General features: G+C 41.6%; 9 protein-coding genes and 1 pseudogene. 7 read left to right on the top strand and 3 right to left on the bottom strand.

The features are described 5' to 3' along the window. Positions 1–4: 4 nt before the first annotated feature. Genes GD631_RS15080 through GD631_RS15100 form a run of 5 tightly spaced genes read left to right on the top strand, consistent with a single transcriptional unit; the run spans position 5 to position 5430 of the window. Positions 5–1552 carry a hypothetical protein gene (locus tag GD631_RS15080; RefSeq protein WP_143260154.1) on the top strand — a complete coding sequence of 516 codons (1548 nt, stop codon included), beginning with the start codon at positions 5–7 and terminating at the stop codon, positions 1550–1552. 30 nt (positions 1553–1582) lie between these two features. After that, entirely contained in the window at positions 1583–2500 is a 918-nt protein-coding gene (locus GD631_RS15085; protein ID WP_143260155.1) for a dihydrodipicolinate synthase family protein, read from the top strand. Between the two features lie 12 nt (positions 2501–2512). After that, the gene (locus tag GD631_RS15090; protein ID WP_143260156.1) at positions 2513–3715 is read left to right on the top strand and encodes an AGE family epimerase/isomerase; all 1203 of its coding nucleotides are present in this window, start codon (positions 2513–2515) and stop codon (positions 3713–3715) included. Next, positions 3712–4158 carry a NanQ anomerase/TabA/YiaL family protein gene (locus GD631_RS15095; protein WP_004296059.1) on the top strand — a complete coding sequence of 149 codons (447 nt, stop codon included), beginning with the start codon at positions 3712–3714 and terminating at the stop codon, positions 4156–4158. Before GD631_RS15090 ends, GD631_RS15095 begins: the two co-directional genes overlap by 4 nt. A 36-nt stretch (positions 4159–4194) precedes the next feature. Next, positions 4195–5430: an MFS transporter gene (locus GD631_RS15100; RefSeq protein ID WP_143260157.1), complete on the top strand. Its 1236-nt coding sequence runs from the start codon at positions 4195–4197 to the stop codon at positions 5428–5430. A gap of 433 nt (positions 5431–5863) precedes the next feature. Here GD631_RS15100 and GD631_RS15105 read toward each other — a convergent pair whose 3' ends face one another. Both GD631_RS15105 and GD631_RS15110 read right to left on the bottom strand, forming a co-directional pair. Then, entirely contained in the window at positions 5864–6394 is a 531-nt protein-coding gene (locus GD631_RS15105; protein ID WP_143260158.1) for a GNAT family N-acetyltransferase, read from the bottom strand. A gap of 114 nt (positions 6395–6508) precedes the next feature. Then, complete coding sequence (locus GD631_RS15110; RefSeq protein ID WP_143260159.1) at positions 6509–8941, bottom strand: sensor histidine kinase; 2433 nt, start codon at positions 8939–8941, stop codon at positions 6509–6511. A 219-nt stretch (positions 8942–9160) separates the two neighbouring features. On the opposite strand from GD631_RS15110, the gene GD631_RS15115 reads away from it, so the two are divergent. Together GD631_RS15115 and GD631_RS15120 are read left to right on the top strand one after the other, a co-directional pair. Beyond that, positions 9161–11860, top strand: coding sequence for an alpha-d-galacturonidase (locus GD631_RS15115; protein WP_185911485.1), 2700 nt, complete (start codon positions 9161–9163; stop codon positions 11858–11860). Positions 11861–11958: 98 nt separating this feature from the next. After that, positions 11959–16158 (top strand): beta-d-glucuronidase/beta-L-arabinofuranosidase, encoded by a 4200-nt coding sequence (locus GD631_RS15120; RefSeq protein WP_143260160.1) that lies wholly within the window; start codon positions 11959–11961, stop codon positions 16156–16158. 53 nt (positions 16159–16211) lie between these two features. On the opposite strand, the pseudogene GD631_RS15125 reads toward GD631_RS15120, so the two are convergent. Further along, a pseudogene (locus tag GD631_RS15125) lies at positions 16212–16914 on the bottom strand (TlpA family protein disulfide reductase); the annotation flags it as partial. Positions 16915–17043 lie beyond the last annotated feature (129 nt).

Consider the following 17043-nt stretch of genomic DNA (forward strand, 5'->3'; position numbering starts at 1 on the left):
AAATATGAAACGGATTTACTCTGCCATCGTCTTCTTCTTTTTCGTTTATTGTTTATTTGCCCAGAATGGACGCATATTGATTGCAAATCATTCTTGTGACAATGCCGGAAATGTGGAACGCGTATTTCATTTGCCCGTCTATTATTCAGGCAATCCTGTTTTGAAAGCTGATAAAAAATGGGAATTGAATATAAATGGCGACCCTTATGCCGCTCCTTTCAGTGGTGGTGTATGGTATGATGAAGAAGAGTATAAATTCAAGATGTGGTATTCTGCCGGTGGCGGGAAGTTATTAGGACTCGTCACTTGCTATGCAGAGTCGTCCGACGGGAAAGTCTGGATAAAACCGGAGTTAGACGTTGTTCCGGGTACTAATATTGTAGATACATTAGAACATGATTGCGTTTCCGTATTGCTTGATAAATTTGAGAAAGACCGGACGAAGCGTTATAAAATGTTTGTTGTAGAATTTAATAATCGCTTCACGGTCAGTATGAAACTCAAATATTCTTCTGACGGAATCCATTGGAGTGCGCCGAAGGCTCTTTCGGGAGAATTGTATGACCGTTGTGCGGCTTATTACGACCCGTTTCGCAAAAAATATGTCCTGTCATTGAAAACCATAAACGGAGTGTATAGGCGTTCACGCAATTATTTGGAACATGAAGACCCGGAAATGCTGGTTAGCCTGGCACATAGGATATATGACAACAAGAGCGATAAGTTTATCCGATATTGGTTTAATGCTGATGAGGATGACCCGCGTCATCCTCAATTTCCCGGACTGCGTCCGCAGATATACAATCATGAAGCAATGCCGTATGAAGGCTGTATGCTAGGCTACTTCACCGTTTGGCAGGGACCGGAGAACAATGTTTGCGACAGCCTGAATATTCAAAAAAGAAATGAAGTCCTGATAGGTTGGAGCAAAGACGGTTTTCATTGGAACCGGGAAAACAAGAAACCATTTCTACCTGTCAGTGAGGACTTTCATGCATGGAATGCAGGTAATGTACAGTCTACTGGGGGGAACCCTCTGATAGTCGGAGACTCTCTTTACTTTTATGTCAGCGGACGCTATAACAGCAAGCCGAAACATGATTCCAACTTTGCCACAGGGCTTGCGATGCTTCGTCGTGACGGCTTTGTCTCTATGCGGGCAGGAAAAAAGGAAGGATATGTAGAAATTAAAACCCAGATTCCGGCAAACGGGAACTATTTGTTTGTAAATGCTGATGTGAAAGGGACTTTGGCAGTAGAAGTGCTGAATGATAACGGGCAACCCATAGAAGGATTCACAAAAAGAGACTGCATATTAATGAAGAAGTCGGATAAAACGAAACAGATGATTTCATGGAAAAAACATCTGGACGTAACATCACTGATTGGGAAAACAGTCAGGTTCAAGTTTTATCTGAATCAGGCGGATATCTATGCATTTTGGATTTCGGCATGGCAAACGGGCGAAAGCGGTGGATATACAGGCGGTGGAGGACCGGGACTATCCGGTAAAGGTATAGATACCCTTATGGATAAATTGAAAAATAACTAAATATATTAAACTTAAAAAAGAAACAGTATTATGGAAAAGATTATAGGATTAATCAATGCTCCTTTTACTCCGTTTTATGAAAATGGAGAAGTAAATTATGAACCAATCGAAGCCTATGCGAAGCTACTTGTAAAAAATGGCTTGAAAGGTGTTTTCATCAACGGTTCTTCAGGGGAAGGGTATATGTTGACTGATGAAGAACGGATGAAGTTGGCGGAACGTTGGATGGAAGTTGCACCAGATGGTTTCAAAGTAATTGTTCACGTGGGAAGTTGCTGCGTAAAGTCGAGCCGGATGCTGGCGGAGCATGCGCAGAAAATCGGAGCTTGGGGAATTGGCGCAATGGCTCCGCCTTTCCCGAAAATCGGACGAATAGAAGAACTGGTAAAGTATTGTGAGGAGATTGCTGCCGGAGCACCGGAACTGCCTTTCTATTATTATCACATTCCTGCATTCAATGGTGCATTCTTACCAATGCTTGCTTTCCTGAAAGCTGTTGAGAACCGTATCCCCAATTTTGCGGGAATCAAATACACCTTCGAAAGCCTGTATGAATACAATCAATGCCGTTTGTATAAAGATGGCAAGTTCGATATGCTTCACGGACAGGATGAAACCATTCTTCCATGTTTGGCAATGGGAGGAGCACAAGGCGGAATCGGCGGAACAACCAATTATAATGGTATAAATTTGGTCGGTATCATTGATGCCTGGAAAGCCGGTAACTTGGAAAAAGCCCGTGAATTGCAAAACTTCTCTCAGGAAGTGATTAACGTAATCTGCCATTTCCGTGGAAATATTGTTGGCGGCAAACGTATCATGAAGCTTATCGGACTTGATTTGGGCGGTAACCGTACTCCTTTCCAGAACATGATCGATGACGAAGAAAAGCAGATGAAAGCGGAACTGGAAGAAATCCGGTTCTTTGAACGTTGCAATAAATTCTGACAGGAGGGAAATATGAAGAATATAACTGACTATATACAGAAATGGGCTAATACCTACAAGGATGATATGCTGAATAATATCATGCCCTTTTGGATAAGGTATGGACTGGATACAGTGAACGGTGGTATATATACTTGTGTAGACCGCGACGGCATATTAATGGATAGCACAAAATCCATTTGGTTTCAAGGACGTTTTGCATTTACCTGTTCCTATGCCTACAATCATATAGAAAAGAATCCGGCATGGCTGCAAGCCGCAAAAAGCACACTAGATTTTATAGAGAAGTATTGCTTTGATTCGGAGGGTCGTATGTACTTTGAAGTGACAGCAGACGGACGCCCTTTACGCAAGCGTCGTTACATTTTCTCCGAGTCATTTGCAGCCATAGCGATGTCCGAATATTCGATAGCGTCGGGGGATAAGATGTATGCGGTGAAGGCACTCGAACTATTCAAACGTATGCAGCATTTTCTGCAAATTCCCGGACTGCTTGCTCCCAAATATATGGATACGCTCCCCATGAAAGGACATTCCATCACCATGATATTGATAAATGTAGCTTCCCGAATCAGGGAAGCTATTCAAGACGAATGTCTGACACGGCAGATTGACGAATCTATTGCCTGTTTGGAAAAAGATTTCCTGCATCCGGAGTTCAAGGCATTATTGGAAACCGTAGGACCGAACGGAGAATTTATAGACTCCAATATGGGACGTACCATCAATCCGGGGCATTGTATCGAAACAGCTTGGTTTTTACTGGAAGAATCCAAGTTCCGGGGAGGGGATAAAAATATAAAAGAATTGGGGCTGAAGATTCTGGACTGGTCATGGGAGTGGGGCTGGGATAAAGAATTTGGCGGTATTATCAATTTCAAAGATTGCAGGAATCTTCCTTCGCAGGACTATGCGCAGGATATGAAATTCTGGTGGCCGCAAACAGAAGCAATTATCGCTACCCTGTATGCCTATCTGATGACGAAAGAAGAGAAATACCTGAAGATGCATCAACAAATCAGCGAGTGGACATATACACATTTCCCGGACAAAAAATACGGAGAGTGGTATGGCTATCTGCATCGGGATGGAACGGTTGCCCAGCCGGCAAAAGGAAATTTGTTTAAAGGACCTTTTCATATCCCTCGTATGATGACAAAAGGATATATGCTTTGTGAGGAAATAATGTCTGAAATAAAAAAAGAAAAAAGATGATTGTATCCAATTTACAAAATAGCCAACGGGTGGAGAAACTTCACCCGTTGTTCAAGCAGCTTTTCGATTATGTGAAGTCGCACGATCTGTTGCACGAGGAACTGGGAACTATTAGACTGGATGGTGATAATCTGATTGTCAATAATATCTATCCCGAATGTATTCCTGAAGGAAAACGTTTATTAGAACTGCATCACGATTATATTGATGTGCACATATTGCTTGAAGGCAAAGAAACCATTGGCTGGAAAGCCTTGGAAGAATTAAAAGTGGAAAGGCAAGCTTATGATAAAAAGAGTGATTGTGCCCTATATGGTGACGTTCCTACTACTTTCATCAATCTCTTGCCCGGACAATTCGTCATTGTATATCCGGAGGACCCCCATGCTCCGGCTATCGGTAAAGGCTGGATACGCAAACTGATAGCTAAAGTAAAAGTCTAAGTAAACAGTCTCAAAAATCTTTTAAATACAACTACCATGAAAAATAAAAAAATTTATCCATGGGTAGTGGTTGCGTTGCTTTGGGTAGTAGCGTTGCTCAACTACATGGATAGACAAATGCTTTCTACAATGCAGGAAGCAATGAAAATAGATATTGTAGAGTTGACGAAAGCAGAAGCTTTCGGTGCATTAATGGCAGTCTTTCTTTGGATTTACGGCTTTATGAGCCCGGTTGCCGGAATTATTGCAGACAGGCTTAGTCGTAAATGGTTAATCGTCGGAAGCTTGTTTGTTTGGTCGGCCGTAACATTCCTGATGGGATATGCCACGACGTTTGAGCAATTATATGGTTTGCGTGCAGTGATGGGGATTAGTGAAGCATTGTATATTCCTTCCGCTCTATCCTTGATAGCGGATTGGCATCAGGACAAATCACGCTCATTAGCAATTGGAGTTCACATGACCGGACTGTATGTCGGTCAGGCAATCGGTGGATTTGGAGCTACGGCAGCCGCTGCATTTTCCTGGCAGAGTACTTTTCACTGGTTTGGCATTGTTGGTATTGCTTATTCTGTGGTTCTTATCTTTTTCCTGCATGAGAATCCTGTCCGAATGAAAATAGAAAAGGTTGTTGCTAATGGCATTAGCAAGGGGAATTCAATAGGAAAAGGGCTATTACTGTTATTTTCAAATATTTCTTTTTGGGTGATATTATTTTATTTTGCGGCTCCGAGTTTACCGGGGTGGGCTACAAAAAACTGGTTGCCAACGCTATTTGCGGAGAATCTGGATATTCCGATGTCACAGGCAGGACCAATATCTACGATTACCATTGCTCTATCTTCATTTGTCGGAGTAATATTGGGAGGATTCTTGTCGGATAGATGGGTGCTGAAGAATATCCGCGGACGTGTCTATACAGGGGCAATCGGATTGGGGATGACCATCCCCGCACTGTTATTGCTAGGTTTCGGACATGGTTTCATTAGCGTAATAGGTGCAGGATTGTTATTCGGCATCGGTTTTGGTATTTTCGATGCCAACAATATGCCTATTCTATGCCAGTTCGTTTCTGCTAAATATAGAGGGACGGCATATGGTATTATGAATATGACAGGAGTTTTTGCAGGAGCTGCAGTAACTCAATTATTGGGAAAATGGACGGATGGTGGAAGTCTGGGCGAAGGATTTGCTATGCTCAGTATCGTTGTTGCGCTTGCATTAGGGCTACAATTATACTTTTTAAGACCTAAAACGGATAATATGGAGTAATACTATGATGATTATAGTTTGGGCTGAAGAAGAAAAGAATATTAGTGTAAAGCTCATTTATTATCTCAAATGTATAGATATATTCGTGAATATTGTATTCGTACTATTCTTACTCTTAAACTGTTTTCTTTTTATTATACAGGATGCTAATAAACTCATTTTGCATTTTTAATAAATAATGAAACAGTTTATTATAAACGGGTCTTACATTTATAATAAACAATATTCGGGATAATTCACTAAGTAGGTACGAATATATTAAACAAAACGAGGTGAAATCTGCATAGATTTCACCTCGTTTCTATTCTTTTAGAAACATATTTATGTTTCTAAAAAATCTCTTTATGTCTTTATTTTTGTATATATCATATCTGTTGTCAGCTAATTGGTTATTACAAATATACGAAATTAAAAGAGGAAAGTCAATAGCTTTTTAAAATTTGATGTGATACAATACATGTCTGCACAACGGATGCTCACTGGGGACAAGCGGATGATCGAATTCCTTCATCCGTTCCATTCCTATTTTCTGCATTACACGTTCTGACCGTTGGTTGAGAAGGGAAGTAAAAGAAAAGAGTTCTTTTATATCCGTTGTATTGCGCGTATACTCCAAGCATGCATTTGCAGCTTCAGGAGCATAACCCTGTCCCCAATATTCGTATGCTAACCGCCAGCCTATTTCTATGCCTGGAGCAAAGTCTACATCAAATGTAATCTGATGTAGTCCGGTATAGCCCATAAAAGCATGATCTTCTTTTCGTTCTACGGCATACAAACCAAAGCCACAGGTTTGGAATTCATTTTGAATACGCTGATAAAAGGCAAATGATTCTTCCAATGACAATGAATTAAGAAAAAACTCCATCACATTCGGATCGGCATTCATACGGGCAAAAAACGGGATGTCTTCTTCTTTCCAGTCTCGGAGAATCAGACGGGGTGTTTCTATATACTTTTGCATAACTATGATGATAATAGAATGCAAAGATACAATTCTTTTTCCTTATTGGAAGTTATTCGTTATTATAAGTATTAACCATCATTTATCGAATCCTCCCTTTCATATATAGTCAGTCTAATCAGCAGCGTGGTACGGATGTGTAAACCAGAAGCAGGAGCCTACTCCTTCGGTCGAATCCACGCCAATTTCTCCTCCCATTTGGGAAACAATGCTTTTGCAGATAGAAAGTCCGAGTCCTGTACCCTGAACAAAAGTATTCAGCTTCACAAAACGTTCAAATACGCTCTTTTGCTTTTCTTCCGGTATTCCCATTCCGGTGTCGCGCACATAGAATTTTATTTTCTGATGAGATACTTGTTCATATCCCAGGGTGATACTACCTTGTCGGGTGAACTTTAATGCGTTATTTATAAAGTTACTGATCACTTGAGTGAATCTGTTTTTATCCGTATAGATATAACATTCAGGGAATGGTTCCTCCAAAATCAGTTCAACACCTTTACCTACTTTCATGCCCATTGATTTGATAATTTCAGAACAAGTCTCATTAACATCTACATTGGTGTATACAAAATTGAATGTTCCCGCTTCGATTTTCGAAAGATCGAGAATGTCCGAGATCAGTTGCAAAAGAAGTTCATTATTCTCTTGCACAATCTTAATGTATTCCTGCCGTTCGCTTCTGCTATCCGTTTCTGCCAGAAGACTGGAAAAGCCGACAATAGCATTGAGAGGAGTACGGATCTCATGACTCATGTTAGCCAGGAAAGCCGACTTCAGACGATCCAGTTCTTCCGCTTTATCACGGGCAATAATCAATTTCTGTTCAGTCTCTTTCAATGGCGTGATGTCATAATTGATACACAACATCTCAATAATGCCGTCTTGCGGACGATAATCTCTGACCATAACATTAATGCTGGTCCATGTATATTTACCATTCTCCCTGCATACACGAACTTCTTTACGCAAACTGGTTGCTTTTCCCTCTTTCACTTCGCGTACAAAGTTTTTCAGAACAGCTTGATCTTCAGGAACCACATGTGCATATACTCCGATAACCTGTGGCATGGGAATACCTTCTTTCTCTCCCAAATTTCTGTACCATGTATCTTGGGCATACCCGTCTCTTGTCAATACATTGAAATGAGCAAATCCTACCTTGGCGTAATCACCGATTAGAAGAAACAGATTCTCAAACTCCTGTATCTTGGTATATGCATTGGCTGTTTCCGTCGTATCTATATTGATAAATAAATGGTTGATAAACTGATTTTGAGAATCATAGAGAGAGGTCACTTTTGTAGTAAGATTGATAATCCCTTTCTTATGAGTGTCTATATACCGGTTTATTTTTGAGAAATCATAATTGATGGAAAAATCTACATTTTCCTTTGCTTTCAACTTTTCTTTTATCTCTAAAGGAATATTCGGATTGTCGAACATGTTGATTCCCAAAGCTTTGCTTTTATCTGATAAACCGAATATTTCAAGTTCTTTATCATTAATGTCTACCAAATAACCATCTTCGTCATAAAGTTCGACACCTGCCGGAAGATTCTTGTAGATGTTTCTCATGATCTTTTCACTGTTGTCCAAAGCAAGACGATCTTCTTTGGCCTGTAACTCGGATTTTCGTAATTCAATGCAAATACTGATGATGTTAGCCAAAGAAGAAAACCACTGAAGATCGACATTACTCCAACTACGGCATACGCTGACCATGTCAACACCCATATATCCCCACACTTCATCTTTCGCTATGAGGGGAACAGCCATCAGTGATTTAATATTCTGGGCTTCTAAAAGATTACGGTATTCCTGCGCCTCTGAAGGCATTTCATCCAATGTATTCAAGATGATAGATTTTCTGTCCGCGATCTGGCGGTTCCACCAGAAAGAGTCATCCCAAAGTATATTTTGTAGATTATCCCGTTCTTCGGACACTCCTTCAGCCGTTGCTTCATACATACAATTCTGTACCTGTTTCTTTCTATCTATTTCGACGATATAAGTACGGTCTCCTTTGAATTGTTTGAGTATGTCTCCTAATATCCGGTTAATGACTTGTGGTATATCATCGCATTGTAAGAAAGCAAGCAATGAATAAGAAATGCTGTTTTGTTGATAGAGCAGACTGTTTACCTGAAGAAAATTAATGTTATCATTTGAACGCTCAATAGGCCTATCTATACATTGAAGGTAACCGATCATATTTTTATATCCCTCTTTATCGGGTTTCTGAATCTTAATTCTAGAATACACCCAGATTTCCCCGTCTTTTGCCCGGACTGGGAACATTTGTTCGTATGTCTCCAGATTAGAGAGAGACATGTATTCATTTTTAAGACGCGATCGGTGGTCTTCACGTATTCTTTGGTGGAATTCGGTGAAACTGATGCGGTTACTTTCAAGGCCGAGTAAGTCAACAATAAAGTCAGAGCAGATATATTCTTTATTCTTCAAATCTGACTCCCACCATCCCATTTTGGCCATTTGTGCTATCTGAACGTATTTTTCATAGTCATAATTTGTTTGTTCTTTCATATTGTTTGCTCTTGTTTTCTGTTTTATATTATAAGACGCTAGCCGACAAAGATAAGCATAACTTTTAAATAATGAGGCGTTTGCATATCACAGCAGGATGAAAGTGGAAATTTGGTGCTGAAAAGTGGAAAAAGAGACGAATGAGTACAAACAGGGGATTATTTCGTCTTTCTCTTAGTGAAGAAGTGAATTATATAATCTATAATATATATCAGAAGAATGAAAAATACCAGATTATTCATGTTTGCGGCATGCACACTTTTTTTAGCAGCGTGTGGCAGGCAAACCGTGAAGATTATGACTCCGCCGGATGCGTCAAATCGTGTTCTGTTTGGTGCGGAGCAGTTACAGACTACCTTGGATAAAGCCGGTTATCAGGTAATAATGCAACAGGGAGACACTACATTCTCCGATACTGAAATCAAAACGATTCTGTTGACGGAAGTAAATGACACGACACTCAAGAAAGAAGGTTTTCATATTTCGACGACGGGCAATCTGACCAGAGTGTCCGGCAAGGATGGAAGTGGTGTCATTTACGGATGCCGTGAACTGATCGACCGTGTGAATGATTCGGATGGTAAATTGAACTTCCCGGAGGAACTGAAAGACGGTCCTGAAATGGTATTGCGTGGTGCATGTGTAGGATTACAGAAGATGACCTACCTGCCGGGACATGGTGTGTACGAATATCCGTATACGCCGGAAAGTTTCCCTTGGTTTTATGATAAAGAACAGTGGATTAAATACTTGGATATGCTGGTTGCCAACCGCATGAATTCACTGTACCTTTGGAATGGCCATCCGTTTGCGTCATTGGTGAAACTGGAAGATTATCCGTTTGCACTGGAAGTAGATGAAGAAACATTCAAAATGAATGAAGAAATGTTCTCTTTCCTCACAGAAGAAGCAGACAAGCGCGGTATCTTTGTAATACAGATGTTTTATAATATCATTCTTTCCAAACCGTTTGCAGAACATTACGGTTTGAAAACTCAGGACCGTAACCGTCCTATAACTCCTCTGATTGCCGATTATACACGTAAGAGTATTGCCGCTTTCATTGAGAAGTATCCCAATGTAGGATTACTTGTTTGTCTGGGTGAAGCGATGTGTACAGTGGAGGACGATGTGGAATGGTTTACAAAAACAATTATTCCCGGAGTGAAAGACGGATTACAGGCATTGGGACGTACGGATGAACCGCCTCTTTTGTTGCGTGCGCACGACACGGACTGCAAACTGGTGATGGACGCTGCCTTGCCGCTCTATAAGAATCTTTATACGATGCATAAGTATAATGGTGAATCGTTGACTACATACGAACCTCGTGGTCCCTGGTCGAAAATTCATACGGATTTGAGTTCGTTGGGTTCCATTCATATCAGTAACGTACATATCCTGGCAAATTTGGAACCGTTCCGCTGGGGTTCTCCGGATTTCGTTCAGAAGGCGGTAACTGCCATGCACAATGTACACGGTGCCAATGCGTTGCACCTTTATCCGCAGGCTTCATATTGGGACTGGCCTTATACGGCTGACAAATTACCGAACAATGAACGTGAATTCCAGTTGGATCGTGATTGGATCTGGTATCAGACCTGGGGACGCTATGCGTGGAACTGCCATCGCGACCGTACAGATGAGATGGGCTACTGGAACCATCAGTTAGGCAAATTCTATGGAACCTCTGACGAAAATGCAAGCAATATCCGTGTAGCATACGAAGAAAGCGGAGAGATTGCTCCGAAGTTGTTACGTCGTTTCGGTATCACAGAAGGAAATCGCCAAACGTTATTACTGGGTATGTTTATGAGCCAGCTTGTCAATCCATACAAATATACGATCTATCCGGGATTCTATGAAAGCTGCGGACCGGAAGGGGAGAAGCTGATAGAGTATGTAGAGAAAGAATGGAAAAAGCAACCTCATGTAGGTGAAATGCCTTTGGATATTGTTGCTCAAGCAATAGAACATGGAGATAAAGCGGTAGCGGCTATTGATAAAGCAGCAGGTTCCGTCTCTTCAAATAAGGATGAATTTGCACGTTTGCAGAATGATATGCATTGCTATCGTGAGTTTGCGTATGCGTTCAACCTGAAAGTGAAAGCTGCCAAACTGGTATTGGATTATCAATGGGGAAAAGAGATTAAGAATCTTGAAGAAGCTATTCCTTTGATGGAACAAAGCCTGGAACACTATCGCAAATTGGTGGAACTGACGGACGAACATTACTTGTACGCCAACAGTATGCAGACTGCCCAACGTCGTATTCCTATCGGTGGAGATGATGGAAAAAATAAGACTTGGAAAGAATTGCTGGTACACTATGAAAAGGAATTGGAGAATTTCAAAGCCAACCTCGCTTTGTTGAAAGAAAAACAGAATGGAAATGCAGTGACTGAAACTGTCGAGATTACTGCTTGGACTCCTGCAAACGTGAAACTGATCTCTAATTATCCGACAGTGAAAGTGGATGAGGGGACTTCTTTATTTGTGGATGTTCCAAGCAAGATAGAAGCAGTAGCTCCGGAATTGAAAGGAATGAAGGCATTCCGCTTTAATGGAAATGAGCAGAGAGAGAAAGGCACAAGCATCACTTTCGAAACGGATGCCCCGGTGAAACTGTTAGTCGCTTATTTCAAAGACGACCAGAAAAAATATGCAAAAGCTCCGAAACTGGAAATCGATGCGTCAGCCAATGATTACGGTCAGGCGGAACCTGTGTTGACGAATGCTGTCCGTATCAATGGAATGCCTTTGGCAAATGTGCATGCATATAGTTTTCCGGCTGGAAAGCATACGTTGATGTTACCCAAAGGTTATCTGCAAGTGCTGGGATTCACGGCTGCGGAAACGAAAGTTCGTAATGCCGGGCTTGCCGGGGATGAAGAGACAATGGATTGGTTGTTTTACTAATCTCATTATAAATCCGGTGTGTAACTGTTTGTTTCATTTCTTAAGACAGACAGTGATACACCGGATCATTAATTTAATGATTATAGACGAAAAGTATCATGAAGAAGTTATTGTTGGCAGTTTTTAGTATAACCACCACTTTCTCTCTATATGCGCAACGGGAAGTTCCGCAGCAACGAATGGAGCAGATTTACGAGGAAGTAAAGACACCATACAAATACGGGCTTGCAGTTGCCCCGGCAGACAATTATCATAAGATTGATTGTCCTACCGTTTTTCGCCAAGGGAACAAGTGGCTGATGACTTATGTGGTTTACAACGGTAAAGGTGGAACCGATGGTCGTGGTTACGAAACGTGGATAGCAGAAAGTGACAATCTACTCGAATGGCGCACTTTGGGACGGGTTCTTTCTTATCGGGACGGAAAATGGGACTGCAATCAGCGTGGCGGATTTCCTGCATTACCGGATATGGAATGGGGTGGAAGCTATGAGCTTCAGACTTATAAAGGTCGCCATTGGATGACTTATATCGGTGGTGAAGGAACGGGCTACGAAGCTGTAAAAGCCCCGCTTTATGTCGGACTGGCATGGACGAAAGAAGATATTTCTACGGCACATGAATGGGAATCTCTGGACAAACCGATTTTGAGCATCCATGATAAAGATGCCCAATGGTGGGAAAAACTGACTCAATATAAGAGTACTGTTTATTGGGATAAAGATAAAACATTGGGAGCTCCGTTTGTGATGTATTACAACGCGGGCGGCCGTCATCCGGAAACGGATTTAAAAGGCGAACGTGTCGGCATTGCGCTTTCCAAAGATATGAAGACATGGAAACGCTACTCCGGAAATCCGGTCTTTGCGCATGAAGCTGATGGAACCATTACAGGAGATGCGCATATCCAAAAGATGGGAGATGTATATGTGATGTTCTATTTCTCTGCTTTTGAACCTTCGCGTAAATATAAAGCATTCAATACATTTGCTGCCAGTTATGATTTGGTGAACTGGACCGATTGGAAAGGAGCCGACTTGATTATCCCTTCCAAGAACTACGATGAACTGTTTGCTCATAAGAGCTATGTGGTAAAACATGATGGAGTGGTTTATCATTTCTATTGTGCGGTAAACAATGCAGAGCAACGTGGCATTGCCATAGCTACCAGTAAGCCGATGGGACGTTCGGCTGTCCGTTTCCCGACTCCGGAGAGTAAGAATCGCCGGCAGATCACGACATTAAATGAGGGTTGGAAAACCTGGATTACAGAGGCAACTCATTTGAAAGGTCATTTTATGATGCCTGCAAAAACGGTGAATATTCCTCATAATTGGGACGATTATTATGGATACCGCCAGTTGACACATGGAAACATGCATGGAACGGCTATGTATGTGAAAGATTTCACAGCGGATGTAAAATCCGGGAAACGGTATTTCCTTCGTTTTGATGGAGTGGGTACATACGCCACCATTACAGTGAATGGAAAGGACTTCGGTCGTCATCCCATAGGGCGCACTACGTTGACTTTGGATGTCACAGATGAATTAAAACAGGGAGTAAATCGCCTGGAAGTGAAAGCAGAGCATCCTGAAATGATTGCCGATATGCCTTGGGTATGTGGAGGATGTTCGTCGGAATGGGGATTCAGTGAGGGGTCCCAGCCGTTAGGTATCTTCCGTCCTGTGGTATTGGAAGTAACAGATGAGATTCGCATAGAACCTTTTGGTGTACATATTTGGAATGATGAAAAGGCCGCTAACGTATTTGTTGAAACAGAGGTTAAGAATTATAGTAAAACAACAGAAACGGTAGAGTTGGTCAATAAACTAAGCAATGCTGATGGAAAACAAGTTTTCCGTTTGGTTGAGAAAGTTACTTTAGCTCCGGGAGAAATGAAAGTTATCCGCCAACAGGCTCCTGTTGAGAATCCTGTCTTGTGGAATACGGAAAATCCATATCTCTATAAATTAGCCAGCATGATTAAGCGTGATACGAAGACGACAGATGAAATTTCGACACCCTTCGGTATTCGTACCATTAGCTGGCCGGTAAAACGAAACGATGGAGACGGACGTTTTTACCTGAATGGAAAGCCGGTGTTTATCAATGGAGTATGCGAGTATGAACATCAGTTCGGACAAAGTCATGCGTTCAGCAATGAACAGGTCGCTGCAAGGGTAAAACAGATACGCGCAGCCGGTTTCAATGCATTCCGGGATGCCCATCAGCCCCATCATCTCGATTATCAGAGGTATTGGGATGAAGAGGGAATCTTGTTTTGGACACAGTTTTCTGCCCACGTGTGGTATGACACTCCGGAGTTTCGTGAGAACTTTAAAAAATTGCTTCGTCAATGGGTGAAAGAACGTCGTAATTCTCCGTCAGTGGTGATGTGGGGATTGCAGAATGAAAGCACTTTGCCTCGTGAGTTCGCACAGGAGTGCAGTGATCTTATCCGGGAGATGGACCCGACTGCCAAGACAATGCGTGTCATAACAACCTGTAATGGCGGTGAAGGTACAGACTGGAATGTGATTCAAAATTGGAGTGGTACGTATGGAGGAGATGTGACAAAATATGGTCGTGAGCTCTCTCAAGCGAACCAATTATTGAATGGGGAATATGGAGCGTGGAGAAGTATCGACCTGCATACGGAACCGGGAGATTTCCAGGTGAACGGAGTGTGGAGTGAAGACCGTATGTGTCAGCTGATGGAAACTAAAATCCGTTTGGCAGAACAGGCTAAAGATAGTGTTTGCGGACAATTCCAGTGGATATACAGCAGTCATGATAATCCCGGACGTCGCCAGCCGGATGAAGCGTATCGCAAGATAGATAAAGTAGGTCCGTTCAATTATAAAGGATTGGTTACTCCGTGGGAAGAACCGTTGGACGTATATTATATGTATCGTGCCAACTATGTTCCGGCTGCGAAAGACCCGATGGTTTACCTGGTATCACATACATGGACCGACCGTTTTGAAAAAGGACGTCGCCGTGCCACCATCGAGGCTTACAGCAATTGTGATTCTGTATTGCTATACAACGATCTGACAAATGAAAAGACAACCTTCCTCGGACGTAAAAAGAACAACGGAACAGGCACTCATTTTATGTGGGAAAACCGGGATATTCGTTATAACATACTTCGTGCTGTAGGGTATTACAAAGGTAAGCCGGTGGCAGAAGACCTGATAGTATTCAATGGTTTGGAACAAGCCCCTAACTTCGAACTTCTTTATCAGGATGATAAAAAGATATTGAAAGGAGAGGCAGGATATAATTATCTGTATCGTCTCAACTGTGGAGGGGATGATTATACAGATAGTTTCGGACAGTTGTGGTTGCAGGACAATACGAATTATTCCCGCTCATGGGCGGAGAATTTTAAGGATCTGAATCCTTATCTTGCCAGTCAACGTACCACCAATGATCCGATTCGTGGCACCCGTGACTGGACGGTATTCCAACATTTCCGCTTCGGACGTCATCAGTTGGAATATCGTTTCCCTGTGGCAGACGGAACATATCGTATTGAACTGTATTTCACAGAACCTTGGCATGGTACGGGCGGAAGCGCTTCTACCGACTGTGAAGGGCTGCGTATATTCGATGTTGCTGTGAATGATTCTGTTGTATTAGACGACTTGGACATTTGGGCTGAAAGCGGTCATGACGGAGTTTGTAAGAAGATAGTATATGCCACAGTGAAGGGTGGAATGTTGAAAATTCATTTTCCGGAAGTGAAAGCAGGACAAGCCTTGATTTCGGGCATTGCTATTGCCAGCACAGATCAGAAACTGAAACCGACGATATTCCCTGCGTCCGGCTGGAGTTGGGAAAAGGCGGATAAAGAAGTGATGGAAAAGACTCCGAAAGAGTTGCTTCCGGAAGACAAGAATGCCCGTATCAGTATATCATACGAAGCGGAAACAGCTGTGCTGAGAGGCAAATTCCAAAAGAAAGAACATCGCAAACAGATGGGAGTGTTTTTTGGTAAAGGAAAAGGCAACAGCATTGAATGGAATGTTTCTACCGGATTGGCACAAGTGTACGCGCTTCGTTTTAAATATATGAACACTACCGGAAAACCAATACCTGTTTTGATGAAATTCATTGATTCAAAGGGAGTAATATTGAAAGAGGATGTATTGAACTTCCCGGAGACACCGGATAAATGGAAGATGATGAGCACCACTACCGGAACCTTTATCAATGCCGGACATTATAAAGTATTACTTTCTGCAGAAAATATGGACGGAATTGCTTTTGACGCGTTGGATATTCAATAAATAAAAACGGGACATTGAAGAGTTATACATACTTCCAAGTGTCCCGTTTTTATTTATTTAAAAAGTTTTATCCCATTTATTTGCCAGTCGTTTTTGGCTGTTCCTTCTGTGAAATTGAATAATTTTGTATTGAGAGGTAATGGCTTGAAAGTTAGGGAAAATTCGGCTTCTCCACTTTCAGGCAGAAAGAAATGCTCACCAGGGGTAATGCCGTCAGCTTTTTGTAATGTATATGATACACCTTGCTCGTCTACTAATTTGGCATTTGCACTTACTTGTATCCAGTAGTGGGGTATATGATATGCATAGAAGTGAACGATAGTGGCTGTATCAGTCAATTCAATCTGCTTCACTTCAAGAATATCAGTATTGGTCGATTCAAAACTTGGATAATTAACAACTTTTCTATTCGTGTTTTGGGTAATACTCATCTCGCGTTTGGGCACATCCAAATATCTACGCATCTTTATACAGCTCTTGAATCTCTTTCATTTCGGGCAAAGCCATGATACAGGGACCACAACCGCTACTCCAGAAATCAAGTAACATATATTTCCCTTTGAAATCAGCCAAATGATGAATTTTTCCATCTAAATCAAAAAGATCGGCATCTGCCATATCATCTCCTTCCTTCACCGTTTTAGGAGGAAAGAGATTAACCCTGATTTCTTGTCCTTCAATGGAAGCTTTCTGCTCTTCGTTTAGTCTGTCATACAAAGCCAGTATTTCTCCCTTATTGGTAAACCTTGAATTGTATACTCGTGTTGTGCTTGTGAAACAAGGCTACTTAATAAACAAGGCTACTAAATAGTAGTTTTTTCATCATAATAATATTAGAAGTAATTATATGCCACAAGGTAAAGCTTTTCTTCATAGAGTGTTATT

This window comes from Bacteroides luhongzhouii, assembly GCF_009193295.2.
In the GTDB taxonomy this organism is placed as follows: Bacteria; Bacteroidota; Bacteroidia; order Bacteroidales; family Bacteroidaceae; genus Bacteroides; species Bacteroides luhongzhouii.

Bases quoted from the DNA above. Each gene is read 5' to 3' on its own strand.
- GD631_RS15080 (WP_143260154.1), top strand. From the start codon at position 5: ATGAAACGGATTTACTCTGCCATCGTCTTCTTCTTTTTCGTTTATTGT.
- GD631_RS15085 (WP_143260155.1), top strand. From the start codon at position 1,583: ATGGAAAAGATTATAGGATTAATCAATGCTCCTTTTACTCCGTTTTAT.
- GD631_RS15090 (WP_143260156.1), top strand. From the start codon at position 2,513: ATGAAGAATATAACTGACTATATACAGAAATGGGCTAATACCTACAAG.
- GD631_RS15095 (WP_004296059.1), top strand. From the start codon at position 3,712: ATGATTGTATCCAATTTACAAAATAGCCAACGGGTGGAGAAACTTCAC.
- GD631_RS15100 (WP_143260157.1), top strand. From the start codon at position 4,195: ATGAAAAATAAAAAAATTTATCCATGGGTAGTGGTTGCGTTGCTTTGG.
- GD631_RS15105 (WP_143260158.1), bottom strand. From the start codon at position 6,394: ATGCAAAAGTATATAGAAACACCCCGTCTGATTCTCCGAGACTGGAAA.
- GD631_RS15110 (WP_143260159.1), bottom strand. From the start codon at position 8,941: ATGAAAGAACAAACAAATTATGACTATGAAAAATACGTTCAGATAGCA.
- GD631_RS15115 (WP_185911485.1), top strand. From the start codon at position 9,161: ATGAAAAATACCAGATTATTCATGTTTGCGGCATGCACACTTTTTTTA.
- GD631_RS15120 (WP_143260160.1), top strand. From the start codon at position 11,959: ATGAAGAAGTTATTGTTGGCAGTTTTTAGTATAACCACCACTTTCTCT.